Genomic DNA, 23,934 nt, shown 5'->3' on the forward strand with positions numbered 1-23,934 from the left:
CCATCATCGCCCGGCTCCGCCGCACCTCCGGAGCCGGGTCGCACCGCGCCGACCGTGCCGGCGCGAGTCGGTGGGCAGACCTTTACAACGTTGTATCCATCGTTGTAGAAACGGTGGCACACACCGACCCTTGTCGACACCCGCCCACTCTCCCGAGGCAGGTCCCCATGCGACACCTCCGCCGCGGCGGCGCGCTCGCCGCCGCGTTCGGTCTGATCCTGGCCGCCACCGCACCCGTGCACACGGCAAGCGCCGACAGCCCGTCGCGCTACAGCAATCCGATCTCCACCGCCGTCGGTGACACCTTCGCCGACCCGGTCGTCGTCCGTGGCGACGACGGCTTCTGGTACGCCTACGGCACCACCGACCCGCTGCGCGAGGGCGAGCGTGAGTTCCACCGGGTGCCCACCGCCCGCTCGGCCGACCTGGTCGACTGGACGTACGTCGGCGACGCGTTCGGCCCCGACCAGCGCCCGCCGTACGCGGCACCCGGCGCGGCGTTCTGGGCACCTGACGTGCGCCGGATCGGTGACCGCTGGGTCATGTACGTGACGGTCACCGACACCACCGTCTCCGCCGAGGGCAGCGACTACGCCATCGGCGCGGCCACCGCGCCCTCCCCGGCCGGCCCGTGGACCTTCGCGCCCGAGCCGGTCGTCGCCCCGCGCCCCGGCGGTGGCGGCGGTTACCTGTGGACGATCGACCCCAGCCAGTTTACCGACGCCGACGGGCGCGGCTACCTCTACTACGGCAGCTACTACGGCGGCATCTCGGTCACCGAACTCAGCCCGGACGGGCTGAGCGCCGTCGGCACGCCGACCCTGGTGGCGATCGACAACAAGTTCGAGGGCAGCTACGTCCTGCGCCACGACGGGTGGTACTACCTGTTCGCGTCCACCGCGAACTGCTGTGCCGGCCCGGCCACCGGCTACTCCGTCCAGGTCGGCCGGGCGCGCGGCCCGCGTGGCCCGTTCACCGACCGCGACGGGGTCGCGCTCACCGCCTCCCGGGCCGGCGGCACGCCGGTGCTCACCCAGAACGGCAACCGCTGGATCGGCACCGGGCACAACGGGTTCCTCACCGACCTGTCTGGTCAGGACTGGATCGTCTACCACGCCATCGACCGCGCCGACCCGTACCTCGACGAGCCGTTCGGCATCAACGAACGGCCGATGCTGCTGGACCGCCTCGACTGGATCGACGGATGGCCGACGGTGAACGCCGGCGCCGGCCCGTCCGAGGGCAACCGGCCGGCGCCTGTCACCACCGGTCGGATCGACGAGAGGTTCGACACCGCCGGGCTCACCGGCTGGCGACGCGACGGGGGCCGGTGGCAGGTCACCGACGGCCGGCTCACCGGCAGCGGCACGCTCACCAGCCGTACCCCCGTCGGCGGCAACGTGCGGGCGGAGGCCGACCTGCGGTTGACCGGCGCGGCCAGCGCGGGGGTAACCCTCGACGACCGGGTCGAGGTCCGGGTGGACGCGGCCGGCGGTCGGCTCGTCGCCAGCGACGGCCGCCGCCAGGCCACCGCGCCGCTGCCCGCCGGCCTCGACCTGGCCGACCCGCACAACCTGGCCATCGAGGTACGCGGACAGCAGCTCGTCGCCGAACTGAGCCCGGCGCGCCTCGGTGACCAGCTCGCCGTGGCGTCGCTGCGGCTGGACCGCCCGGTCGCCGGTCGCGTCGGGCTGACCGCCACCGGCGGGTCGGCCGAGTTCGACAACGTGAGCGTGGCCCGGCTGTACCAGCCCGCGCGCAAGGCGGTGCCGCAGCCCCGCGTGGGCGCGCCGCTGCGGGCGTACTCCGACGAGTTCGGGGACGGGCTGGACGGGGACTGGCAGTGGGTCCGCGAGGACCCGGCGGCGGACGTCTCCGGCGGCGCGCTGCGGTGGCCTGTGCAGGCCGCCGACCTGACCGGCACCGGCAACACGGCCGGTGTGCTGCTGCGCGACGCGCCGAGCGGCGACTACGTGGCCGAGACGAAGGTGACGCTGGAGCTGGGCGAGGAGACGGTCCGCAACTACCAGCAGGCGGGTCTCGTCGCGTACGTGGACGACGACCGTTTCGCGCGGCTGGCGCAGGTGGCGATCTGGAACACCAGGCAGGTCGAGTACGGCTACGAGCTGCCCTTCGCCGGCCAGCCGGTGTACGGCGGCAGCATCGTCGGCACCCCGGCCACCACCACGTGGCTGCGGCTGGCGCACCACGTCGACCGGGTCACCGGTGAGCACGAGTACCGAGCCGGTTCCAGCCGCGACGGGCGTACCTGGACGTGGGGTGCGGTGTGGACCTTCCCGGCCGACACCACTCCCCGGATCGGGTTGGTCGCTCACGGCGGCGCCGAGCCGGCGGTCACCGCGCAGTTCGACTACCTGCGCTTCTACCGCTGACAGGCAACGACCCGGGGGCCTCCGTCGCGTGGACGGCGGCCCCCCGGTCACACTCACCGCGCGGGAGATCCCGCAGCCCGCGACTGACCCGCACCGGTTCGGCGGCCGTCGGGGGTCACACCCCGGCGGCCGCACCTATCCGAGCGGCGTCACCGTCCGGTCCGTACCGTCGTAGCTGCGGGCGGCGGTGAACGCGCCCGTCGGGCGCTGCCCACCCGCGACGGCACGGGCCATCCGCAGGTCCGCGTCGCGGAACCGCAGGGCCAGGCTCAGGTGTGGCACCCACGCCCCCGGGGCGTGCCACGGACGCTGCCCGTCGGCGTCGGCGAGAACGTCCCAGACGGCGGTGTGCAGCGCGGTCAGCGCCGGCGTCGGCCGTACCAGCCAGACCAGCGGTGCGCTCCCGTCCAGGACGACGACCCGCTCCAGCGTGACGGGCACCGGCAGCGCGGCGTCGAACAGGCCGGCCAGGCGGTGATCGGCACCCGGCGGAAACCCGTCCACTGCGGCGAGGGTCAGGTGCGGCCGGTTGGTCGGGTGGGTGTTGCGGGCCAGGCTGGGCAGCCCTGCTGCCGCCAGCCGGGCCCAGACCGCCCGGACCTCGGCGTCCAACCCGGGCGAGCAGACCAGTTCCACCGTACGCACGCGCCCACGTTAGCCCGGTGGTCAGAGCCAGCCGTTGTCCTGGGCGGTGCGCACCGCCTCGGCCCGGTCGGCCGCGCCGAGCTTCTGCACGGCGGCGGAGAGGTGGTTGCGGACGGTGCCGGTGGACAGGTGCACCCGGCGGGCGATCACCGCCACCGGAGCGCCGAACTCGGCCAGCCGCAGCGTCTCCAGCTCCCGGGGCGTCAACGGGCACGCGGGCAGGGTCAACGCGTCGGCGGCCAGCGACGGGTCGACGTACCGGCCGCCGGCGTGCACCCGCCGGATCACGTCGGCGAGGGCACCGCCCGGCGAACCCTTGGGCACGAAACCCCGCGCGCCCGCGGTCAGGGCCTGACGCAGGTGCCCCGGGCGGCCGTGCCCGGTGAGCACGACCACCGCGCACTCAGGACGGACGCGGGTGAGTTCGGCGGCCACCCCGATGCCGTCCAGGCCTGGCATCTCCAGGTCCACCACTGCCACGTCCGGGCGGTGGGCCAGCGTCGCGGTGACCGCCGAGGGCCCGTCGGCCGCCTGGGCCACCACGTCGAGGTCCGGCTCCAGGCCGAGCAGGGCGGCGACCGCGACCCGGATCAGGTCCTCGTCGTCGGCGAGCAGGACGCGGATCACGACGACACCGGCACGGTGACCTCGAGGGTGAACACCGCGCCCTGGCGGTGCACCCGCAGCTCTCCCCCGACCACGGCGAGCCGGTCGGCGAGGCCGCGCAGGCCGTGGCTGTGGTCGTCCGGACCCCGGTCGTAGGCGCCGTCGTTGACGACAGTCATGGTGGCCACCTTCTCCTCCCGGTCGACGCGGATCCGGCACCAGTCGGCCCGGCTGTGCCGCAACACGTTGGTGCCCGCCTCGCGGAGCACGGCAGCCAGTTCGCTGGCCGCCGGCTGCGGTACCTCCGCCGGTGGTGCCTGCACCGTGCAGCGCACCCCGCAGGACCGCAGCACCTCGGCCACGGCTGCCAACTGCTCGCCGAGGTCGACCGCGCGATAGCCGTGCACGGTCTCGCGGACCTCGGTCAGCGCGGCGGCGGCGAGGCGCTGCACCCCGGCGGCCTCCCGGCCGGACCGCTCGGCGTCCACAGGCGCCAGCCGGGCGGCCAGTTCGGCCTTCAACGCGATGACGGTGAGGTGGTGACCGAGCACGTCGTGCACGTCGCGGGCGAAACGCAGCCGCTCCTCGGCGGCGGCCAGTTGAGCCTGGGCGGCCTGACCCTGCCGGGCCTCCACGAGCAACCCCCAGAACCAGACCTGCAACCAGTTGACGGCCGCCACGGCGACCCCGACCCCGCCGGTCACCACCACGTACCGGACGACCGAGCCGCCGGTCCACCAGGCCACGCCCGCCGACACGAGCAGGGTGCCGGCGGTCACCGCCACCGCGCCGGGAAGGCCGAACAGCAGCGGAGCCATCCCGACCAGGGCCGCGCCGATCCACGCCCAGGTCGGCCAGGCGCCGGCCGCCACCGGGGCGGCCAACGGCACGGTCAGCGCCGCCACGGCGGCCAGAGCGAGCTGGGCGCGGCGTCGCCACCGCTGCGCGAGCCACGGCGTGACCGCCGCGTACAGCACGGCGGTCTGGGCTGCCGCGAAGGCGCAGATGCCGACCGCGCCGAACGCGACGCGGGACGTGCCCGGCTCCCGGGTCAGGCCCACGGCCGGCAGCAGCACGGTCGCCCACACACCGGTGGCCAGCGACAGCAGCGTCGCCTGCCGGGCCCGGTGCATCCGGCGGTCCGCCCGGGGAATCACCGCCTCGCTCGCCACGCGTCGATCCTAGGGCCGCCAGGCGCACGGTCCACCCGTGCGAACTGTCACGGTCGGACCGTGCGCCACGCACAGGATTCCGGTGACGGACGAGCCTGCCGACCGCGCCGGAACGCCGGCAGTGTCGACGGCATGGAGAAGACACCGATGTACGCGAACACCGCCACCGTCGTACCGTCGCCCGGGCCGCTGGCGACCCACCAGCCGGCACCGCCGGACGCGGCACCTGCCGGCGGCACGCGGCGGCTGCTGTGGCATCTCGGCGAGATGGCGCTCGCGATGGTCGCCGGAATGGTGCTGCTCGGGCCGCTGTGGGAGACGGTCGGGCACCCGCTGGGGCTCGGCGGAGCGCTGGGACGCCCGGACGTGGCCGCGCTGGTGATGGCCACCAACATGACAGTCGGGATGACCGTGTGGATGCGCTACCGGGCGCACCACTGGCGGGGCGTCGTCGAGATGGCCGCCGCGATGTACGTGCCGTTCCTGCTGCTGCTCGTCCCGTTCTGGGCGGGTGTGCTGGACGGCGACGCGCTGATGCTCGGTGGGCACCTGCTGATGGTGCCGGCGATGGTGCTGGTGGCGGTGCGGCACCGGCACGAGACGCCTGCGGTGATCCGGCGGAGGCCGGCCGTGGTGGCGTTCGCCCGCCGCTGGCCGACCGGGCTGGCGCTGCTGATGACCGTGGACATGTGGGTGGATCCCTTCGTGCTCAGCCCGTGGACGATGCTGGTGCTGCCCGGCGGTTACCTGCTGATCGGCCTGGCCCGCCGGTCGCTGGGCGGGCCGGGCGTGCTCGCCACCCAGCTCGTCGGTCTGGTCGCCTGGGTGGCCCTGACGCTCGTCGCGGTCGCCGTCGGCGGGCGGACGGCCTCCTGGCTGGTGGCGTTCGGGTGGCTGGCGCACGCCGGCTGGGACGTGGCGCACCACCGGACCGGCCGGGTGGTGCCGCGCGGCTACGCCGAGTGGTGTGGAGTGCTCGACGCGGCTCTCGCCGCGGTCATGATCCTGGCGATCCTGAGCAGCGGCGACTGACCCGGGTGCCGCTCTTGTGCCGGTCGCCGCAGCGGGCCGGACGGCGTGATGAAAGGCTTGGCACATGAGTTCCGCACCTGCACAGCACGACGCACCGACCGACACCACCCCCGACGGCACCGACGAGGCGAACGCCTTCACGGAGCTCGGGCTGCGCGCCGAACTGCTGGGCGCCCTGGCCGCCCTCGGTTACGAGGAGCCGACGCCCATCCAGCGGGAGGCGATCCCACCGCTGCTCGACGGCCGCGACCTGCTCGGTCAGGCCGCCACCGGCACCGGCAAGACGGCGGCGTTCGCGCTGCCGCTGCTGCACCGGATGGTGGCGCACCGCGACGGCGGGGACCCGGTGGCGCTGGTGCTGGTGCCGACGCGGGAGCTGGCGGTGCAGGTGTCCGAGGCGTTCCACCGCTACGGCAAGGACCTGGGCGCGCGGGTGCTGCCGATCTACGGCGGGCAGCCGATCGGGCGGCAGCTGCGGGCACTGGACAGCGGGGTGGACGTGGTGGTGGCCACCCCGGGCCGGGCCCTGGACCACATCGCCCGGGGCACCCTGCGCCTGGGCGGCCTCGCCACGGTGGTCCTCGACGAGGCCGACGAGATGCTCGACATGGGTTTCGCCGAGGACATCGAGGCGATCCTGGAGCACGCCCCCGCCGAGCGTCAGACGGTGCTCTTCTCGGCCACCATGCCGTCGCGGATCGACGGGATGGCCCGCCAGCACCTGCGCGAGCCGGTCCGGATCGAGATCGGCCGGGAGCAGACGGTCGCCGGTGAGGCGCCCCGGGTGCGGCAGAGCGCGTACATCGTGACGCGGGCGCACAAGCCGGCCGCGCTGGGCCGGGTGCTGGACGTCGAGTCGCCGACCGCCGCGATCGTCTTCTGCCGCAGCCGGGAGGAGGTCGACCGGCTGACCGAGACGATGAACGGCCGGGGCTACCGGTCCGAGGCGCTGCACGGCGGGATGAGCCAGGAACAGCGCGACCGGGTGATGGGCCGGCTGCGGGCCGGCACGGCCGACCTGCTGGTGGCCACCGACGTGGCGGCCCGTGGCCTGGACGTCGAGCAGCTCACCCACGTCGTGAACTACGACGTGCCGTCGGCGCCGGAGTCGTACGTGCACCGGATCGGCCGGGTGGGCCGGGCCGGCCGGGAGGGTGTGGCGATCACCCTGGCCGAGCCGCGCGAGCACCGGATGCTCAAGACCATCGAGCGGGTGACCGGCCAGCGGATCACCATCGACAAGATCCCCACGGTGGCGGACATGCGCACCCGCCGGCTGGAGCTGACCCAGGCGGCGCTGCGGGAGAGCCTGCTGGAGGACGACCTGGACCCGTTCCGGGTGATCGTGGAGACGCTCACCGACGAGTTCGACCTGATGGAGGTCGCCCTCGCCGCGGTGAAGCTGGCGCACGAGGTGACCTCCCCCGGTTCAGACGACGAGGAGGAGATCCCGCAGGTGCCGGTGCGCGGCCCTCGCGAGGGCCGGCCGGAGTCCGGCGGTCGGGGTGGGGACCGGCGCGGCGGAGGCCGGCCGCGTCCGGGCGGCGGCAACACCGTGCAGGTCTTCGTCGGCCTGGGCCGGCGGGCCGGGGTGCGCCCGCAGGATCTCGTGGGCGCCATCACCGGCGAGACCGGTATCCGCGGCCGGGACATCGGCTCGATCGAGATCGCCGACCGGTTCTCCCTGGTGGAGGTGCCGCAGGGAGTGGCCGACGAGGTGATCTCCGGGTTGCGCTCCAGCACGATCAAGGGCCGCAAGGCCACTGTCCGTCGGGACCGCGGCGGCGAGCGCTGAGCGCGCCGCCGGCGGCCGCCGGGGTACGACGGTCGCCGGCGGCGCGGATCAGAAGGCGTACGGGCCGAACCGGCCCCAGGCGACGACCGCGGCGAGCACGAGCAGCACCGCACAGGTGATGGCGCCCTGGATCTCCATCCGACGCCGGTCCTGGTTGTCGGGCCTCTTCATGTCGCGCAGGTGCACCAGGATGCCGCCGACCATCACGATGACCAGGCCCACCGCGGCGAGGGGTGTCAACACGGTGGCGATGCCGGTGAGCGGGGGCAGCACCAGCCCGACGGCGGCCAGCGCCTCGACCGCGCCGAGCGCCTTGACCTGCGACGGCGGGACGGGGTCCACCCATCGCATCGGGTCGCGCAGCTTCTCCTTGGGCTGGGTCAGTTTGGCCAGGCCGGCGCCGGCGAAGATCGCGGCGAGCAGGATCTGGATGACCCAGAGCGCAACGTTCACAGGGGTTTCCTCCGGGGGCACCGCCTCGCGGCGGAGAGGTGGGTGAGGTTCGAGCGGGACAGTAGTCCCTCACCCGCGTACAGCGACGACCCCCGCCGTCGAAGAGACGGCGGGGGTCGTCGTGTGCGGAGCGTCAGGCGGCGGCGAGCGCCGGACCGTCGAGCGCCTCCACGTCGGCCGGGCGCAGCGCCAGGGCGAGCACGTCGGCCACGTCGGCCAGGGTGTGCACGGTCAGCGCCTCGCGCACCTCGGTCGGCAGGTCGTCCAGGTCGGGCTCGTTACGCGCCGGGATGATCACCTCGGTGAGGCCGGCCCGGTGCGCGGCGAGCAGCTTCTGCTTCACCCCGCCGATCGGCAGTACCCGCCCGGAGAGCGTCACCTCGCCTGTCATCCCGAACTCCGGTCGGACCGGGCGGCCGGTGACCAGCGAGGCCAGGGCCGTCACCATCGTGATGCCGGCGCTCGGGCCGTCCTTGGGCACCGCGCCCGCCGGGAAGTGGACGTGGATCCGGCGTCCGGCCAGGACGTTCGGGTCGATGCCGAACCGCCGCCCGTTGGAGCGCAGGTACGACAGGGCGATGTGCGCCGACTCCTTCATCACGTCGCCGAGCTGGCCGGTCAGGGTCAGCCCCGGCTCGCCCTCCATGCTCGTCGCCTCGATGAAGAGCACGTCCCCGCCGGCGCCGGTGACGGCGAGGCCCGTGGCCACACCCGGCACCGCGGTGCGCTCGGCCGACTCCGGGGTGAACTTCGGCCGGCCGAGGTAGCCGGCGAGGTTGTCGGTGTCGACGCGTACCGGTGACGGGTCGGTCGCCAGGGTCACCGCCACCTTGCGCAGGATCTTGGCGAGGCCACGTTCGAGCTGCCGTACGCCAGCCTCCCGGGTGTACTCCCCCGCGATAAGCGCGAGGGCCTCGTCGGCGATCTCCACCTCGTCGGCGGTCAGCCCGGCCCGCTCCCGCTGCCGGGGCAGCAGGTGGTCGCGGGCGATGGCGACCTTCTCGTCCTCGGTGTACCCGTCCAGCATGACCAGCTCCATCCGGTCCAGCAGCGGGCCGGGGATGGACTCGACCACGTTCGCGGTGGCGAGGAAGAGCACGTCGGACAGGTCGAGGTCGACCTCCAGGTAGTGGTCCCGGAAGGTGTGGTTCTGCGCCGGGTCGAGGACCTCCAGCAGGGCGGCGGCCGGGTCACCGGCGTAGCCGGCGGCCAGCTTGTCCACCTCGTCGAGGAGCACGACCGGGTTCATCGAGCCGGCCTCGCGCAGCGCGCGGACGATCCGGCCGGGCAGCGCGCCCACGTAGGTGCGCCGGTGACCGCGGATCTCCGCCTCGTCGCGGACGCCACCGAGCGACACCCGGACGAAGTTGCGCCCGAGTGCCCGGGCGACGGACTCGCCGAGGCTGGTCTTGCCGACTCCGGGAGGGCCGGCGAGGGCGAGGACCGCGCCGGAGCCGCGACCGCCGACCACGCCGAGGTTGCGCTCGGCCCGCCGGTTGCGCACGGCCAGGTACTCCAGGATGCGGTCCTTCACGTCGGCCAGGCCGGCGTGGTCGGCGTCGAGCACCGCCCGGGCCGCGGCCAGGTCGGTGTTGTCCTCGGTACGCGTGCCCCACGGCATCTCGAGAACGGTGTCGAGCCAGGTACGGATCCAGCCCGCCTCCGGGGAGGCGTCGCTGGCCCGCTCCAGCTTGCCGACCTCGCGCAGGGCGGCCTCGCGGACCTTCTCCGGCAGCTCGGCGCTCTCCACCCGGCTGCGGTAGTCGGCCGAGCCGTCCGGCTCGTCCTCGCCCAGCTCCTTGCGGATGGCGGCGAGCTGCTGGCGCAGCAGGAACTCCCGCTGGGACTTCTCCAGCCCCTCGCGGACGTCGCTGTTGATCTGCTCGGTGACCTCCTGCTCGGCCAGGTAGTCCTTCACCCAGCCGACGAGCAGCTCCAGCCGGGCGGTGACGTCCGGCGCGGCGAGCAGCTCGGTCTTCTGCTCCAGGGTCAGCCAGGGCGCGTAGCCGGCCGAGTCGGCCAGCTCGGACAGGTCGGTCATCCGCTCGACGGCGTCGATGACCTGCCAGGCGCCACGCTGCTGGAGCACGGAGGTCACCAGGGCGCGGTACTCGCGGGCGAGTTCCCGGGCGCGGCCGGCGGGAGCGGGTTCGTCGAGTTCGGTCGCCTCGACCCAGAGTGCGGCGCCGGGGCCGGGCACGCCGGAGCCGATCCGGGCCCGGGACAGGCCACGGACCACGGCGGCGGGCTCGCCGTCGGGCAGCCGGCCGACCTTCTCGATGGTGGCGACCACGCCGACGGGGCCGTACTCGCCGTCGATGCGCGGCACGGCCAGCAGCCTGCGGTCGTCGGTCGTCCGTGCGGCGTCGATCGCGGCCTGGGTGGTCGGGTCGAGGGTCACCGGGATCACCATGCCGGGCAGCAGCACGGCGTCGGTCAGGGGAAGTACCGGAAGAGTTGCCATCGAACACCTGCTATCGCGTTGAGTTGAGCGTGTCTCACTCAAGTAACAAAGCGTTCCCCTTGTTCCGCGATGTGACCCAGACCACTCTTCCGCCCCGTCCGTCGGGCCGCCCGGGACCGGCGGGCAACCCGACGGGACACCTCAGGTGAGCTTGTTCTTGACCGTGTTCACGACCGAGCCGGCCACCCCCGGGTTGGTGCCGTACAGGCGCGGGTCCCCCGGAGGCAGCACCGGCTCGGGGGCGTTCGCCCGCGGGCTGTCGCCGTAACGGAACTCGCCCTTGCCGTCCGGCGTGGGCCCGGACGCCCAGCGCCCCTCGCTGGCGTCGCTGCCCGAGGAGAAGCTCAGATAGGTGTAGCCGAACTCCTCGGTGAACTCGCCGGAGTCCGGGAACGCCTCCGGCACCGGCATGTCCTCCAGCCCGTCCTCCTTGAGCTGCTCGATCGCCGCCAACCACATGTTCTGGTGCATGGTGTCGCGGGCCAGCAGGAAGCGCAGCATCTGCTTGACGCCCGGGTCGTCCGTCATGTTGAACAACCGGGCGACCTGGAGCCTGCCCTGCGCCTCCGCCGTGACATTGAGCTGGAAGTCGGCAAGCAGGTTCCCGCTGGCGGTGATGAACGCGCCGTTCCACGGCACTCCGTTGGAGTCGGCGGGCAACGCGCCGCCACCGGAGTGGATGAAGTGCGCCGGGTTCGACGCGGCGAAGGTGGCCGCGCCCCCGGGGTTGTCCGCGATGCCCTCCGACATCGACAGCGGCGCGTTGTCCAACAGCCGGGTGATCATCGTGACGATCATCTCGACGTGGCCCACCTCCTCGGTGCCCACATCGAGCAGCAGGTCCTTGTACTTGCCCGGCAGCCGGCAGTTCCAGCCCTGGAACAGGTACTGGTTGGCCACAGTCATCTCGCCCCACTTGCCGCCCAGAACCTCCTGCAACCGGCGGGCGAACGCGGCATCCGGCCCGTCCGGCTTCGCTTCGAACTGCAGATCCTTGACGTGACTGAACATCTGAACCTCCTCGTACCGGAATTGCTGGTGACGAGGACATCCCCATCCCGGTGACCCCGCCGGGCCAACCTGTGACCCGAACGGGTCACCGCACCGGATGCACGGCCACAACCAACCCCGTACGCCCTATCGTTCGCAGATCCGCCCGACGCGCCTCGTTCGATGCCGGGCTGCATGATCGGTACCCAACGGGGAACGGCGCAGACATGCCGGGCAGCTCCACCCTTCGTATCGCGGTCGTGGACGATCACCCCCTTTTCGTCCGCGGCCTGGAACTGCTGCTGCCGGTGACCAGCGACAATCGCGCGGAGGTCGTCGGCTCGACAGGCAACGCGGCGCACGCGGCGGGTCTGGTCAGCCGCTGCCTCCCGGACCTCGTCCTGGTCGACCTGCACCTGCCACCGCCCGGTGGCGTCCGGGCCGTGGCCGCGATCCGGCGGACCACACCCCAGACACGGGTGGTCGCGATGTCCGGTTCCACCGACCCGGCACCGGTGCTGGAGGCCCTGCGCGCCGGCGCCGAGGGGTATCTGCCCAAGACCAGCGGGCCGGAGGAACTACTCCCCCCGCTGCTGGCCGTCCTCGACGGCTGGGCGGTGCTGCCTGCGGAACTGCTCCGCGTCCTGCTGCGACCGTCGCGCTTCACACCCGTCGACCTGGACGCCGAGGAACGCCGGCTGCTGTGCGCCATAGCCGCCGGCCGCCACACCGTCGATATCGCCGAGGAACTGCACGTCTCGGAGCGGACGGTGAAACGGATGACCGCCGCGCTTCTGCGCAAGCTGCGAGTGGCCAACCGCGCGGAGGCGGCCGCCGTGGCCGGTCAGGCCGGCCTGCTCGAATGAGCCGGACCGCGATTCGGCGCCGATTCGCGGTTTCCCGTCACCGAATCGCGACGCGCCGAAATGAATGCGGCGCATATTGTTGCGCATTCCCCGGCTGGTAGGTCAGACTTTGGACACATCCCGCCACACACAGGGAGTAATCGGCAATGGCGAGAAAAGTAATCACGGTCCTGACCGACGACCTCGACGGCGGGAAGGCCGACCGGACGGTCGAGTTCAGTCTCGACGGCGTGGCCTACACGATCGACGTCTCGGACGAGAATGCCGGCGTCCTGCGCAAGGCGCTGGATCCGTACATCAATGCGGGCCGGCGCATCGGGCGAGGTGCCGTGGAGAACACCCGGACCGTTCGGCGTCCGGGTCGACCCAGCGGCGCGGGAATGGATCGGGAGCAGAACCGGGCCATCCGGGAATGGGCCGTCAAGAACGGCTACAAGATTTCCGAGCGAGGCCGGATCCCGGTCGAGGTCGTCGAGGCGTACAAGAGCCGCTGACCGGACGACACGCAGACGGGGCCGCGCCGAAACGGTGCGGCCCCGTCATATTGTCGGCACTGTTCGTCACGGTGGCGGCCGGTCACCCCGGGCTGTTCCGCCCCGGGTGACCGGCCGCCACCGACCGTACGACTACTCAGTTGACAGTGATCCGCACCGAATCGAACGCGGGCGTCTGGTTGGCGCGCTCCATCATCGGCAGGCGGTGCGAACCGTCACCCGCCCAGATCGAACACTGCGCGGTTCCCGACTCCGGCAGACCCGGGATCTGGATGGTCACCTCGTCCGGGTCGGCACCACCGCGACCGTCCTCGGTGGCCACGAAGAACGCGGGCACCTCCTGCGGCTCCGGCGGGGTGGTCAGGCTGTCCAGCATCCGGCACGCCGTGTGGAAGTGCCCCCGGACCAGGCCTTGGGCGTTGAGCAGCGAGCTCTCCACGTAGTACCCGCCCTGACCGGCGGCCAGGAAGCGGTCCCGGACCAGGTTGCGGGTGCTGACCCGGAGCGTGAACGGCTGGTTGCGGCCCACCTGCTGGGGGAACTGGGTGATCAGCAGGGAGGGGTTGTTGGCGGCGGCGCCGACCTCACCGAACGCGGTGCTCACGCAGCGGTTGCCGTTCTGGAATCCGTCGTGCGCCTGGAGCTGGCTCTCGTCGCAGTTGTTGGCCAGCACGCCGAGACCGGCGCCGGGGGCGTTGCCTCCTCCGTTGTTACCGCCGGGGGTGCTACTGGGAGTGCTGCTGGGGGTGCTACCGCCGTTGTTGCCACCACCGGTGCTGCCACCGTCGCCGCCGGTCGGCCGAACCTGGCACTCGGCGAGCTGCGCCAGACCCTGCGGGCGCGGCCCGACCCGGTCGATGGCGGTCGTGATGCGGTCCAGCACCGCGCGGCGCTTGCCCGCCAGCGGCTGGAGGATCGCGGTGCGGATGAAGGCCTCACCCTTGCTGCCCTCGGCTGCCAGACGGCGGTCGGCCTCGGCGATCTGGGCCGTCAACTGGGCGAGGTTGCGGTCCACCTCGGCCCGGGCCCGCTGCGGCACCTGCGGCAGCTTCGACGCCACGTCCGGGCAGGCCACGGCCGAGCCGGTGCCAACCGTGCCGTCCTTGCCGTCCTCACACTCGGGGACGGACTGCTGCCCGTCACCCCAGTGGTTACGCACCCACCGGCCGTTCTGCCAGGTCCGCGTGGTCGAACCATTTCCGCTCGGCGCTGTCGCGCCCGGGCTGGGTTCCACGCACTGCCCCGCGGCCGGGCGGGGTTTGTTGGTCCGCCGATCCTGGGCCGACGAAATCTGGGTCACGGCGACAACTCCGCCGAAGACCACGAGCGTGCCGACAACGGCCAGCAGACGCTTGCTCCGCGCGTTGCCGGATGGCCGGCGCGCCCGAGTGGACCTGCGCATCGAATTGCTCTCCTTCTCGATCCGGTACTGGATTCCTGCCCTCGGCGGACCGACGGATTTGAGATGGCACGCGTCAACGGCGGCCACCACGACCTACCCGGTGATGTGTCGACGGCCGACGATGCCCTTTCCGCACCGTCCCCCGCGTCGGCTCGACGCGGATGGGGAGATCCTCTTCATTCGCGCAGGAGTACGGGACGGCGCGCGGGAAGGTTCAACCGGAGCGCAGAAAATTGTCGCGGGCCGACCCGGAGCGGGGTCAGCTGGGAAAACGGGCGCTGGTCAGTCGGCGCACAGGTGGTCGAAGGCGAACCCGCCGACCATCTCGTCGCGGCGACGGCTCAGCGCGGCGATCTGCGCCGTCAGCTCGACGCGGGGCAGAAGCCGCGCGTCGTCGGGCCCGGCGGCGCGCAGCCGCTCCCCGACGGCAACCGTGGCGAGGTCCTCGGCCAACCGGGCCGCGTCGACGCCGCAGGAGAACCCGGTGCTCGGTCACCGAGACCCGCTCCACGAGGCAGGCGTCCGGGCGCACCTGCACCCAGCTCCACCCCTGCGCCGGGCCGTCCGCCCAGCGCACGTGCAGTCCCCGCACGATCGGGTCGGCGAGCCGCCCGGCCACGTACGCGTCGACCGCGGCGGAACGGGTCAACGCGCCGAGGTCGTTCACCGGGCCGGTACGACCGTCCGGCAGGCGGCCCAGGATGTCCCGGAAGCCCACCGGGGCCGGCTCGTCGTCCCCGCCCGTGCCCAGCCCGGCGCCCGCCGCGTAGGCCCGCGCGTCGATCACGTACTCCATCAGGCGACGGCCCTGCTCGGCGGCCCGCAGCGTCGGCGAGCCGATCCGCAGCACGGGCAGTCCCACCGCGGCGCTCACCGCGTCAGTCAGGCGCTCGGCGCGCTGCTCGGCCGAACCGGCCGGCGGCACCGGGCCGATCTCCACGGCGACGACCGGCCGGCCGGTGTCGGCGTAGAGGACGAAGTCGAACGCGGCCCGGCTCGCCGAACTCCACTGGCTGCCGGTGACACCAGGCGGGCGTCCCTGGACGAGGTCGCTGAGCCGACGCGTCGCGTACACCCGGTGGCCGGCACGACTGAGCAGCGCGCCGCCGCCGTCGGCGGGCGCCGCCCGCAGCCAGCCGCGCGCGTCGCTGCCGGTGCTCGTCATCTGCCTGATCCATCCGCCGGTCGGTCGGGCCGGGCCGAGTCTAGGCGGTCGATCATGGCGCGCGCCTCGCCGGTGCGGCCGACACCGTGCCCGGCCGGTCGGACCGACGATTTCGGCGGTGGTTACTCGGCCGCGCCCATCACCAGGCCCTCGATTGTGTGCTTCTGCCGGATCGGTTCCAGCCGGTCCACCACCGGGCAGGGCAGGTGCTCGCGGACCAACGGGGGCAGACTCTCCCAGTAGTCCCGGGTGACGGCCATGTCGTGGTGGGCCGCGTTGCCCGCACCCGGGGCGTCGACGCCGAGCACCAGCACCGGGCGGGCCAGCCGGGAGACGTTCGGGGTGCCGCGGTGGACGGTCAGCGCCGACCGGGCCGAGATGTCACCCCGGCGCGGGTACTTGCGCACCGCGCGCTGTTGGTACCGGGGGTAGCGCTCCCGGGGCGGGAACATCCCGTGGTCGAAGTCGGCCCCGTCGTCCCACTGGGTGCCCGGGGCGATCTCGAACGGCCCCATCTCCTCGACGGTGTCGACTGTGGTCAGGTTGAACGCCAGCGACGTGAGCCGCCGCTGGCGCCGGGTGTCCTGCGGCATCGGGAAGTCCCGGTGCCACGGCTGCATCGCCGCGCCGGGGAAGGGGATGTCGAAGCCCAGTTCGACGATCTCGTACTCCGGGCCGAGCACCGCGGCGCAGACCGACACCACCCACGGATGGGTCACCAGGTCGACGAAGCCGCGCAGCTGCTCCGGATGGATCTCCACGTACCAGCGTTGCGGGCCGCGGCCGACGGCGCCGTCGGGGCGGGAGCGGGCCTCGGAGAACGCGCTGGCCACGTCGCTGCCGACCTGGTCCACCCAGGCCGGGTCGAAGGCGCCACGGCAGGCGGTGATGCCGTCGCGGTAGAGGTCGCCGAGCGCCTCGACCGGCACCTCGCCCTCGTCGATGGGCGCGGGGTCCGTGGCGGGGGCCTGGTGAACGCGCATCGGGGGCCTCCTCATGGTCGTTACAACGTTGTAGAAGCGTGCCAAGGGTTGGTGGACCGCGCCAGCGCTGCGGGCGATGCTGTGATCCGGATCACAGCTGGTTCGTGTTCCAGAGGTCCCTGCCCGGTGTAAGCAGCGGGGTCGCCGGCAGCGGGCCGGCCGGGAGGTCAGCATGTCGCGACAGCAGGTCGGCGGCCTCGCCGACAGCGCCCCGGGCGCTCGCCCACGCCTCACCGACCGTCCTCGACCTGCTCGCCTGCCCCGCCGGGCCGGCGATCCGACAATCCTGCGCCGACCACGCGCCGACCGGGCCGGGAGACACCACCGCCTCCCCCAGCGACCGGTCGCCACCCGCCGGCCCACCCCCGGCCTGTTCCGCCGCGTCGGCGGGGAGAGCAGCGCCGCCACAAGCGCGAACCGGCGGGAACGGGAAACCGTCGAGGCGGCGGACGTCGCGCGGATCGCCACCGACGCGGCGGGTCGCGTACCGGGGGTCGCGAGCGCCCGCCCGGCCACCGTCCGCCTGGGCGGCCAGTCGGTGGGCCTCGACCTGCACCTCGTCACCGCGTACGGACACAGCGTGCCCGCGGTCGCCGAGGCCGTTCGGGCGGCCGTCGCCGACCGGGTGGCGGACGCCGCCGGGCTCGCCGTCGCCGCCGTCACCGTGACGGTGGACGACCTGCTCGTCCCCGGCGCGGACGGCGTCACACCGCCACGACCGGCCCACCGGCCGGAGAACGGCATGCGGACCGTCAACCGGGCGGCCTCACTGGCGCTGTCCGTGGCCCTGCTCGTCGGCGGCACGCTGCTGGCCGCGCAGGCGCTACTGGCCACGCTGGGTCGCCCGGCACCGGCGATCGTCCCCGCCGGCTGGTACGACACGCTGACCACCGCCCGCTGGCACGACCCGAACGTCCGGACGGCGGCCGTCGGGGCCGTCCTTCTGGGGCTCGTCATCCTGGCCGCCCAACTACGCCGCTGGACACCCGTCCGCCTCCACGCAGGCGAACGCGACGGCTGGTACCTGCGCCGCAGGTGCGTGGAACGCCGCCTGACCGACGCGGCCGGCACCGTTCCGGGCGTACGGCGGGCGCGGGTGCGGATCCGCGGGCACGGCGAGCGGTGGCACCCCCGGGTACGCGCCACCGGCGACCCGGCCGCCCGGGCGGAGATCGAGTACGCGGTGCACCAGGAACTGCGCCGCCTCGCCCCGCCCCGCCGCGGCCACGTCGAGATCCGGCTCGCGCCGTACGGGCGGCCGACATGACCGACGCCGCGCACCGACTGTTGTGGACGATCGTCGCGCTCGTCCTGGTGGCGGGCGGGGCGACGACGCTCGTGGTCAGCTTCGGCGTGCCGCCGGGCGGTGGTCCCGACGCGGCGGTGCTCGGTGACGGGCTGCTGGACGCGTGGCGGCTGGCCACGCCGTGGAGCACCCTGGCCGCTACCGTCGCCGGGCTGCTGACCGCACTGACCGGGCAGCGCCTCCTGGCCCGCGAGGTGCGCCGACCCAGACGGGCACTACGCGGAACGTTGAGCCGCCCCGGGAACCGCCCGGGACGCACCCGGCTGGCGGCCGACCTCCTCACCCGGGCGTTGGAACGCGACCTGACCGCCCACCCGGCGGTGCGAGCGGCAGGTGTCGTGCTCACCGGCGCGCCACCCCACCCCGACGTGTGGATCCGGATGGAGCTGACCGCCGACGCAGGGGCGGCCACGGTACGCGAGCACGTCCACGCCGCGGTCAGCCGTTTCGCCGTGACCGCCGGGTGCCGGCCCGCCCACCTCGACGTGACCGCCCGGATCACACCCGGACGCCCTGACCGGCGCCGCGCCGGTCCGGCGGGCATCATCGGTACGGGCGACGGACGGGGGTACCTGGGATGCGTGTGGTGTCGCTGGTGCCGTCGCTGACCGAGGCGGTGGCGCTCACCCTGCCCGGGACGCTTGTCGGCGCCACCGACTGGTGCGTCCAGCCGGCGGATCTCGACGTCGCCCGGGTCGGCGGCAGCAAGTACCCCGACCTGGACCGGGTCCGCGCCCTCCGGCCGGACCTCGTCCTGCTCAACGTGGAGGAGAACCGCCGCGCCGACGCGGACGCGCTGCGGGCCGCCGGTGTGCCGGTACGGGTCACCTATCCGCGTACCGTCGCGGGCGCGTTGACCGAGCTGGGCGAGGTGCTCACCGAACTGGGTGCGCCCGCCGAACCGCCCTGGCTGCGGGCGGCGCGGCGCGCCTGGGCCGACCCGCCCACGCTGGTGCCGGCCCGCCGGGCGGTGGTGCCGGTGTGGCGGCGGCCGTGGGTGGTGCTCGGCGGCGACACGTTCGCCGGGGACGTGCTGCGCCGGCTCGGGGTCGTCAACGCCTACGACGACCACCCCGAGCGCTATCCCCGACCGACCCTCGCCGACCTGCGCGGGCGGTCGCCGGAGCTGGTGGTACTGCCGGACGAGCCGTACCGGTTCACCGCCGACGACGGGCCGGAGACGTTCCCCGGCGTACCGTGCGCCCTGCTCTCCGGTCGGCACCTCACCTGGTACGGCCCGTCCCTGGCCGAGGCGCCCGCGCTGCTGGCCGACCAGCTGTCCCGGCCGGTACGCGTCTGAACCGGGCACGTCACCGGGCGCGTCGCGCCGCCACCACGCTGGCGCCGACGGCGACGGCCAGACTCAGCACCACCACCGCGAGGGTCAGCCAGACCGGCAGTTCACCCACCGGCGTCTCGGCCAGGATCAGCTTCAACCCCGCGAAGGTGAGCACCACGGCCAGCCCGTAGCGCAGGTAGGCGAAGTGCCGCAGCAGCCCGGCGAGGCAGAAGTAGAGGCTGCGCAGCCCCAGCACGGCGAACGCGGTGGCCGTCCACACCAGGAAGGTGCTGGTCGTGATGGCGAGGATCGCCGCCACCGAGTCGACCGCGAAGACGATGTCGGTGGCCTCGATCGCGACAAGCGTCACGAGCAGTAGGGTCGCCACCCGTCGCCCGCCGACCCGGGCGGTGAACCGGTCACCGTGGTACCTGGCGTCGGTGGGCACCACCCGCCGGAACAGCCGCACGACCCGGTTGCGCTCCGGATCGACGTCCGGCTTCCCGCGTACGGCCAGCCGGCACCCGGTCCACACCAGGAACGCCCCCAGCACGACCCCCGCCCAGGCCAGCCGCTCCAGCAGCTCGGCGCCGGCGAGGATGAACAGCAGGCGGAACGCGAGCGCCCCCACGACGCCCCAGAACAGCACCTTGTGCTGGTAGCCCGCCGGCACCCGGAAATACCCGAACAGCAGCGCGAAGACGAACACGTTGTCCACCGAGAGCGCCTTCTCCAGCAGGTAGCCGGAGAAGTACGCGACGGCCGGCTCGGCGCCCAGGCCGAACCAGACGACCAACCCGAACAGCAGGCCCGCCGCGATCCAGACGCCGCTCCACAGCAGCGCCTCCCGTAACCCGATGACATGGTTGTCCCGGTGCGCGAGCATGTCGACCGCGAGCATCACGGCGATCACCCCGCCGACCGCGCCCCACGCCCACAGGGGCACCGCGACCGTCGCCTCAGCCACCCGGCGCCCCCCGGCATCGACCACCCGCGCCGCACCGCCGCCGCGCCGGCCGGCCGCTCCCGAGCCTAGGCGAGCGGCCCGGCCGACGTCGGCGCTCCGGCCAACTCGACCCCGGCGGCGATCACGCGACAGGCATCACCTGGGCCGGACCGATGACCGTGTCGTCGGTGTCGTACGCGATCGCGTTCGTCACCCGGACGACACCACTGACCTGGGCCGCGAGCCGGCCGGCGAGGTCCACGGCGGAGCGGTGGTCCAGCCGGCCGGCGAGGTCGACCTCACCGTGGCGCACCTTCACGGTGACCAGGCCGTCCCGCACGGCGAGCACGCGACGCAGCACCTCCTGCACCACGTCCTCGCGGATCTCGGCGTCCGAGCGCAGGTGCACCCGCAGCAGGTCGGCACGACTGACGATGCCGACGAGCCGGCCGAGGTCGTCCAACACCGGCAACCGCTTGACGTGCTCGTGGTCCATGAGCCGGGCGGCGGCCGCGAGCGTCGCCTCCGGGTACGTGGTGACCGCCGGCGCCGTCATCAGGTCCCCGGCCACCAACGCCTCGCTCCTGCTGCGGGCCTCGCGCCGGTGGCGGCTCTCGAACACGCGCCGCTGCGCCGGCTCGCCGGCCCGTTCGATGCGGTGCAGAAGATCAGCCTCGGACACCACACCGAGCACCCGGCCGAATCCGTCGACCACCGGCGCCGCGCTGACGTCGCGGCGCAGCAGCACGTCGACGATCTCCCGGTACGGGGTCTCGACCACCACTGTCGCGACCTCCCGGGTCATCACGTCACCCACCTGCCAGGTCCTCATCACGACCTCCCTGTCGTCATCCACTCCGGACGCTACGGCCGTACGGCGGCCGGGGTCAGAGGCACGAGGCCGGTCCCGAACAGGTCCAAGGTCCCGGGTCGGCGAGGCCCGGTCGGCCCTGCCGCGGACGCCGCGAGGGGCGTCCACTGGAGATGCCACCGGGAAGCGCGGTGCGAGGCAACGAAGGGACGTGGAGACCATGACCGCGACGATCGAGCGGACCACCGCCACCACACCGACGGCCGGCGCCCGGGAGAGGGCCGTCCGGTACGTCCTGGCCGGCACCCGCCTGGCGCTCGGCTGGATCTTCCTCTGGGCTTTCCTCGACAAGCTCTTCGGCCTCGGACTGGCCACCGAGTCGAAGAACGCCTGGATCAACGGCGGCAGCCCCACCAAGGGCTTCCTCACCTTCGGCGTGACCGGCCCCTTCAAGGACCTCTACGCCGGCATCGCCGGAGCCGCCTGGGCGGACTGGCTGTTCATGATCGGTCTGGCCGGGATCGGCGTCGCCCTGATGCTCGGCATCGGCATGCGGGTCGCCGCGGTGGCCGGCGGGCTGCTGCTGGTCATGATGTGGACCGCCGTCCTGCCCCCGGAGAACAACCCCTTCATGGACGACCACCTGATCTACGCCGCGGTGCTCGCGGTGCTGGCGCTGGTCAACGCCGGCGACACCTGGGGCCTCGGCCGGTACTGGGCGAACCTCCCGATCGTCCGCCGGTTCCCCTGGCTCCGGTAGCCCCACCCCCTCCCACGGCGGGCGCCCCACCCCGGGGGCGCCCGCCGTACCGCGCTTTGCGAAGGGGTCTTCCCCCGCCGGGGGCGGGGTGACGGGTCCGCCGAACATCGGTGGGGCGTGATCCGGCAGGATCGAGGTGACCGGACACATCACCCAACACGGCAGGAGATCCCCGCATGAACCAGGCAGCAGGCGCCCGTTCGGGCAAGCCCGAGGTGGGTCCGATCGAGGGTGCGCCGCCGGCCGACCTCGTGATCGAGGACATCACCGTGGGCGAGGGCCCGCAGGCGCAACCGGGCCAGCTGGCCAGCGTGCACTACGTAGGCGTGTCGCACTCCACGGGCGCCGAGTTCGACTCGTCGTGGAACCGGGGCGAGGCGTTCGAGTTCCCGCTCGGCGGCGGTCAGGTCATCGCCGGATGGGACCAGGGCGTGGTCGGCATGCGCGTCGGCGGCCGGCGTCGCCTCACCATCCCGCCGCACCTCGGGTACGGCGACCGGGGCGCGGCCGGCGTCATCAAGCCGGGCGAGACCCTGGTCTTCGTGGTCGACCTGCTCGACGTGCGCTGACCTTAGCTCTTCGGGGGTCGCCGGCCGACACCGGCGGCCCCCGCTCCCGGGCGCACCGCACCGGGACCGGGCAGGCCGGGGAGCAGGGCTCAGGCGGCCAGCATCAGGTCCGTCGGAGGGGTGGCCGGGCGGCGTGCCGTGTCGACGAGGCGGGCGGCCTCGACCACGCGGGACGGCTCCAGCACGGTCATCACCCGGTGCAGACCGGTGGCGCGCAGCACCCGCGCGACCACGGGCGTCGGGTCGACGAGGACGAGCTCGCCGCCACGGGCACGGATGCGCAGGTGCGCGGCGAGCAGCGTCCGCACGCCCGCGGCGGAGAGCAGCCGCAGACCGGACATCTCGAGATGAAGCACCGGGCGCGCCGGCGCGGACCACAGCACGGACCGGAACGCAGCCACCGTGGCGATGTCGACCTCGCCGGCCACCCGCACCCGGACCACCCGGTCACCCACGTTGACCTGCACGTCCAACCGGTCGCTGCGCTCTTCCATGCCCTGAAACCTATCCCCCACCACCGACAGTTTCGCCCGTCCACGGAGTGATTCCGGGTACGCCCAGGGTCATCCCCTCAAGGCACCCCGGGTCCCCCTCGGGGTGGAGCCCGGGGGTGCGCCGCCCCGGCCGGGCGTACGACCCCGGGGGCCACGGGCCGCGTGGAGCACACCGGCGGGTCGATCATGGTCGGGGCGCGCGGCGGTGCGGCGGACGACGACATCGGCGGGTGAGAATGGACCGATGGTGATTCCCCGCCCCCGGCCGCCCCGGCTGATCCGGCCCGTCCGCGAGCCGGCCACCGTGCCTCCCCCGCTCGCCGGGGCGTGGGCCGCCACCGACAGCCGACTCGACCAGGTCGACCTGCTGCCGCTGCCCGACGGCGCCGTCGGCCCCGAGGACGTGCTTGTCGACCCGGCCGGACGGGTGATCAGTGGCGACGAGGACGGCCGGCTGTGGTGGTGGCCGGCCGACGCGCCCGCCGGCACCCGGCCCCGGCTGCTGGCCGAGACCGGCGGCCGGCCGCTCGGCATCGAGCTGGACCCCTCCGGGGAGACGCTTGTCGTCTGCGACGCGTACCGGGGACTGCTGCGGGTCACACCGGACGGGGCGGTCCGCGAGTTGACCGGGACGGCGCCCCCGGTGCACCTGGCCAACAACGCGGCAGTGGCCCGCGACGGCACCGTGTACTTCACCGACTCGTCGGACCGGTTCCCGGTCTCGCACTGGAAACGGGACCTGCTGGAGCACCGCCCCAACGGCCGGGTGCTGGCGCACCATCCGGGCAGTGGACGCACCGAGGTGGTGGCCGACGGGCTGTACTTCCCCAACGGGATCGCGCTGACCCCCGACGAGTCGGCGCTGATGCTCGTGGAGACCACCACCCACCGGTTGCTCCGCGTCGAGCTGGCCGGCGGGGTGCGGGTGCTCGCCGACCTGCCCGCGTACCCGGACAATCTCTCCGCGGTGGGCGACGGGACGTACTGGATCGCGCTGCCCAGTCCGCGGGTGCCGATCGCCGAGCGGCTGCTGCCGCACCCGCGGCTGCGCCAGCTCGCCGCGCTGCTGCCCGACGCGATGCAGCCGCAACCGCGCCGCTACGGGCTGGTCGCCCTGGTCGACGGCGCGGGCACGGTCCGCCGGACGCTGCACGGTCCGGCCGGGCACTACTGGATGATCACCGGGGTACGCCAGCACGGCGACCACCTCTGGCTGGGCAGCCTGATCGGGCCGGGCGTGGCCCGCGTACCCCTGCACTGACGGCGCGGGCCGGCCCGCCGCGGTGGCGGGCCGGCCCGGACGGCCGTC

At 73.6% G+C, this 23,934-nt stretch carries 23 protein-coding genes; 11 read left to right on the forward strand and 12 right to left on the reverse strand.

The window, feature by feature from the left end:
- The first annotated feature begins 167 nt into the window (after positions 1-167).
- Complete coding sequence (locus ACZ6N8_RS27565) at positions 168-2,393, forward strand: glycoside hydrolase family 43 protein (protein WP_466013512.1); 2,226 nt, start codon at positions 168-170, stop codon at positions 2,391-2,393.
- 135 nt (positions 2,394-2,528) lie between these two features.
- Here ACZ6N8_RS27565 and ACZ6N8_RS27570 read toward each other — a convergent pair whose 3' ends face one another.
- The 3 genes from ACZ6N8_RS27570 to ACZ6N8_RS27580 are packed head-to-tail and all read right to left on the reverse strand — an operon-like array spanning position 2,529 to position 4,816.
- The gene (locus tag ACZ6N8_RS27570; RefSeq protein ID WP_466013513.1) at positions 2,529-3,038 is read right to left on the reverse strand and encodes a 2'-5' RNA ligase family protein; all 510 of its coding nucleotides are present in this window, start codon (positions 3,036-3,038) and stop codon (positions 2,529-2,531) included.
- A gap of 21 nt (positions 3,039-3,059) precedes the next feature.
- Positions 3,060-3,665: a response regulator transcription factor gene (locus ACZ6N8_RS27575; RefSeq protein WP_400313834.1), complete on the reverse strand. Its 606-nt coding sequence runs from the start codon at positions 3,663-3,665 to the stop codon at positions 3,060-3,062.
- Positions 3,662-4,816: a sensor histidine kinase gene (locus tag ACZ6N8_RS27580; RefSeq protein ID WP_466013514.1), complete on the reverse strand. Its 1,155-nt coding sequence runs from the start codon at positions 4,814-4,816 to the stop codon at positions 3,662-3,664. Before ACZ6N8_RS27580 ends, ACZ6N8_RS27575 begins: the two co-directional genes overlap by 4 nt.
- A gap of 132 nt (positions 4,817-4,948) precedes the next feature.
- Between ACZ6N8_RS27580 and ACZ6N8_RS27585 the strand changes: the two genes are divergently transcribed.
- Complete coding sequence (locus ACZ6N8_RS27585) at positions 4,949-5,848, forward strand: hypothetical protein (protein ID WP_466013516.1); 900 nt, start codon at positions 4,949-4,951, stop codon at positions 5,846-5,848.
- A 64-nt stretch (positions 5,849-5,912) separates the two neighbouring features.
- Positions 5,913-7,643 carry a DEAD/DEAH box helicase gene (locus tag ACZ6N8_RS27590; RefSeq protein ID WP_466013518.1) on the forward strand — a complete coding sequence of 577 codons (1,731 nt, stop codon included), beginning with the start codon at positions 5,913-5,915 and terminating at the stop codon, positions 7,641-7,643.
- A 48-nt stretch (positions 7,644-7,691) separates the two neighbouring features.
- Here the strand turns inward: ACZ6N8_RS27590 and ACZ6N8_RS27595 are convergent, their stop codons facing one another.
- From ACZ6N8_RS27595 to ACZ6N8_RS27605, 3 genes are all read right to left on the reverse strand, one after another.
- Positions 7,692-8,096, reverse strand: coding sequence for a DoxX family protein (locus ACZ6N8_RS27595; protein WP_466013520.1), 405 nt, complete (start codon positions 8,094-8,096; stop codon positions 7,692-7,694).
- Positions 8,097-8,229: 133 nt separating this feature from the next.
- Positions 8,230-10,560 carry an endopeptidase La gene (gene lon / locus ACZ6N8_RS27600; RefSeq protein WP_466013521.1) on the reverse strand — a complete coding sequence of 777 codons (2,331 nt, stop codon included), beginning with the start codon at positions 10,558-10,560 and terminating at the stop codon, positions 8,230-8,232.
- A gap of 141 nt (positions 10,561-10,701) precedes the next feature.
- Positions 10,702-11,571, reverse strand: coding sequence for a manganese catalase (locus ACZ6N8_RS27605; RefSeq protein WP_466013523.1), 870 nt, complete (start codon positions 11,569-11,571; stop codon positions 10,702-10,704).
- A gap of 239 nt (positions 11,572-11,810) precedes the next feature.
- On the opposite strand from ACZ6N8_RS27605, the gene ACZ6N8_RS27610 reads away from it, so the two are divergent.
- Together ACZ6N8_RS27610 and ACZ6N8_RS27615 are read left to right on the forward strand one after the other, a co-directional pair.
- A complete protein-coding gene (locus ACZ6N8_RS27610) occupies positions 11,811-12,416 on the forward strand; it encodes a response regulator (RefSeq protein WP_466013525.1) in 606 nt (201 codons plus the stop codon).
- Between the two features lie 146 nt (positions 12,417-12,562).
- The gene (locus ACZ6N8_RS27615) at positions 12,563-12,910 is read left to right on the forward strand and encodes a histone-like nucleoid-structuring protein Lsr2 (protein WP_364364733.1); all 348 of its coding nucleotides are present in this window, start codon (positions 12,563-12,565) and stop codon (positions 12,908-12,910) included.
- A 136-nt stretch (positions 12,911-13,046) separates the two neighbouring features.
- Here the strand turns inward: ACZ6N8_RS27615 and ACZ6N8_RS27620 are convergent, their stop codons facing one another.
- The 3 genes from ACZ6N8_RS27620 to ACZ6N8_RS27630 form a co-directional block, all read right to left on the reverse strand.
- Entirely contained in the window at positions 13,047-14,312 is a 1,266-nt protein-coding gene (locus ACZ6N8_RS27620; protein ID WP_466013528.1) for a hypothetical protein, read from the reverse strand.
- Positions 14,313-14,571: 259 nt separating this feature from the next.
- A complete protein-coding gene (locus ACZ6N8_RS27625) occupies positions 14,572-15,477 on the reverse strand; it encodes a PDDEXK family nuclease (protein WP_466013529.1) in 906 nt (301 codons plus the stop codon).
- A 122-nt stretch (positions 15,478-15,599) separates the two neighbouring features.
- A complete protein-coding gene (locus ACZ6N8_RS27630) occupies positions 15,600-16,460 on the reverse strand; it encodes a phytanoyl-CoA dioxygenase family protein (RefSeq protein ID WP_466013531.1) in 861 nt (286 codons plus the stop codon).
- Positions 16,461-16,632: 172 nt separating this feature from the next.
- Here ACZ6N8_RS27630 and ACZ6N8_RS27635 point away from each other — a divergent pair, with 172 nt between their 5' ends.
- Genes ACZ6N8_RS27635 through ACZ6N8_RS27645 form a run of 3 tightly spaced genes read left to right on the forward strand, consistent with a single transcriptional unit; the run spans position 16,633 to position 19,066 of the window.
- Positions 16,633-17,727, forward strand: a complete 1,095-nt coding sequence (locus tag ACZ6N8_RS27635) for an Asp23/Gls24 family envelope stress response protein (protein ID WP_466013533.1) — start codon at positions 16,633-16,635, stop codon at positions 17,725-17,727.
- Complete coding sequence (locus ACZ6N8_RS27640) at positions 17,724-18,374, forward strand: hypothetical protein (RefSeq protein ID WP_466013535.1); 651 nt, start codon at positions 17,724-17,726, stop codon at positions 18,372-18,374. Before ACZ6N8_RS27635 ends, ACZ6N8_RS27640 begins: the two co-directional genes overlap by 4 nt.
- A complete protein-coding gene (locus ACZ6N8_RS27645) occupies positions 18,344-19,066 on the forward strand; it encodes a helical backbone metal receptor (protein ID WP_466013537.1) in 723 nt (240 codons plus the stop codon). Before ACZ6N8_RS27640 ends, ACZ6N8_RS27645 begins: the two co-directional genes overlap by 31 nt.
- 10 nt (positions 19,067-19,076) lie before the next feature.
- Here ACZ6N8_RS27645 and ACZ6N8_RS27650 read toward each other — a convergent pair whose 3' ends face one another.
- Together ACZ6N8_RS27650 and ACZ6N8_RS27655 are read right to left on the reverse strand one after the other, a co-directional pair.
- Complete coding sequence (locus tag ACZ6N8_RS27650; protein ID WP_466013538.1) at positions 19,077-20,012, reverse strand: TerC/Alx family metal homeostasis membrane protein; 936 nt, start codon at positions 20,010-20,012, stop codon at positions 19,077-19,079.
- A 121-nt stretch (positions 20,013-20,133) separates the two neighbouring features.
- Positions 20,134-20,823: a CBS domain-containing protein gene (locus tag ACZ6N8_RS27655; protein ID WP_466013540.1), complete on the reverse strand. Its 690-nt coding sequence runs from the start codon at positions 20,821-20,823 to the stop codon at positions 20,134-20,136.
- A 190-nt stretch (positions 20,824-21,013) separates the two neighbouring features.
- Between ACZ6N8_RS27655 and ACZ6N8_RS27660 the strand changes: the two genes are divergently transcribed.
- Complete coding sequence (locus ACZ6N8_RS27660) at positions 21,014-21,562, forward strand: hypothetical protein (RefSeq protein WP_466013542.1); 549 nt, start codon at positions 21,014-21,016, stop codon at positions 21,560-21,562.
- A 176-nt stretch (positions 21,563-21,738) separates the two neighbouring features.
- Entirely contained in the window at positions 21,739-22,131 is a 393-nt protein-coding gene (locus ACZ6N8_RS27665) for an FKBP-type peptidyl-prolyl cis-trans isomerase (protein ID WP_466013543.1), read from the forward strand.
- Between the two features lie 89 nt (positions 22,132-22,220).
- Here ACZ6N8_RS27665 and ACZ6N8_RS27670 read toward each other — a convergent pair whose 3' ends face one another.
- Complete coding sequence (locus ACZ6N8_RS27670; protein WP_466013545.1) at positions 22,221-22,625, reverse strand: STAS domain-containing protein; 405 nt, start codon at positions 22,623-22,625, stop codon at positions 22,221-22,223.
- Between the two features lie 244 nt (positions 22,626-22,869).
- Here ACZ6N8_RS27670 and ACZ6N8_RS27675 point away from each other — a divergent pair, with 244 nt between their 5' ends.
- Positions 22,870-23,886, forward strand: a complete 1,017-nt coding sequence (locus ACZ6N8_RS27675) for an SMP-30/gluconolactonase/LRE family protein (RefSeq protein WP_466013547.1) — start codon at positions 22,870-22,872, stop codon at positions 23,884-23,886.
- Positions 23,887-23,934 lie beyond the last annotated feature (48 nt).

This window comes from Micromonospora sp. NPDC047521 (assembly GCF_055587305.1).

Coding starts and splice junctions, on each gene's coding strand:
- ACZ6N8_RS27565 (WP_466013512.1), top strand. CDS start 168: ATGCGACACCTCCGCCGCGGCGGCGCGCTCGCCGCCGCGTTCGGTCTG.
- ACZ6N8_RS27585 (WP_466013516.1), top strand. CDS start 4,949: ATGGAGAAGACACCGATGTACGCGAACACCGCCACCGTCGTACCGTCG.
- ACZ6N8_RS27590 (WP_466013518.1), top strand. CDS start 5,913: ATGAGTTCCGCACCTGCACAGCACGACGCACCGACCGACACCACCCCC.
- lon (WP_466013521.1), bottom strand. CDS start 10,560: ATGGCAACTCTTCCGGTACTTCCCCTGACCGACGCCGTGCTGCTGCCC.
- ACZ6N8_RS27605 (WP_466013523.1), bottom strand. CDS start 11,571: ATGTTCAGTCACGTCAAGGATCTGCAGTTCGAAGCGAAGCCGGACGGG.
- ACZ6N8_RS27615 (WP_364364733.1), top strand. CDS start 12,563: ATGGCGAGAAAAGTAATCACGGTCCTGACCGACGACCTCGACGGCGGG.
- ACZ6N8_RS27620 (WP_466013528.1), bottom strand. CDS start 14,312: ATGCGCAGGTCCACTCGGGCGCGCCGGCCATCCGGCAACGCGCGGAGC.
- ACZ6N8_RS27625 (WP_466013529.1), bottom strand. CDS start 15,477: ATGACGAGCACCGGCAGCGACGCGCGCGGCTGGCTGCGGGCGGCGCCC.
- ACZ6N8_RS27630 (WP_466013531.1), bottom strand. CDS start 16,460: ATGCGCGTTCACCAGGCCCCCGCCACGGACCCCGCGCCCATCGACGAG.
- ACZ6N8_RS27635 (WP_466013533.1), top strand. CDS start 16,633: ATGTCGCGACAGCAGGTCGGCGGCCTCGCCGACAGCGCCCCGGGCGCT.
- ACZ6N8_RS27640 (WP_466013535.1), top strand. CDS start 17,724: ATGACCGACGCCGCGCACCGACTGTTGTGGACGATCGTCGCGCTCGTC.
- ACZ6N8_RS27645 (WP_466013537.1), top strand. CDS start 18,344: ATGCGTGTGGTGTCGCTGGTGCCGTCGCTGACCGAGGCGGTGGCGCTC.
- ACZ6N8_RS27655 (WP_466013540.1), bottom strand. CDS start 20,823: ATGAGGACCTGGCAGGTGGGTGACGTGATGACCCGGGAGGTCGCGACA.
- ACZ6N8_RS27665 (WP_466013543.1), top strand. CDS start 21,739: ATGAACCAGGCAGCAGGCGCCCGTTCGGGCAAGCCCGAGGTGGGTCCG.
- ACZ6N8_RS27670 (WP_466013545.1), bottom strand. CDS start 22,625: ATGGAAGAGCGCAGCGACCGGTTGGACGTGCAGGTCAACGTGGGTGAC.
- ACZ6N8_RS27675 (WP_466013547.1), top strand. CDS start 22,870: ATGGTGATTCCCCGCCCCCGGCCGCCCCGGCTGATCCGGCCCGTCCGC.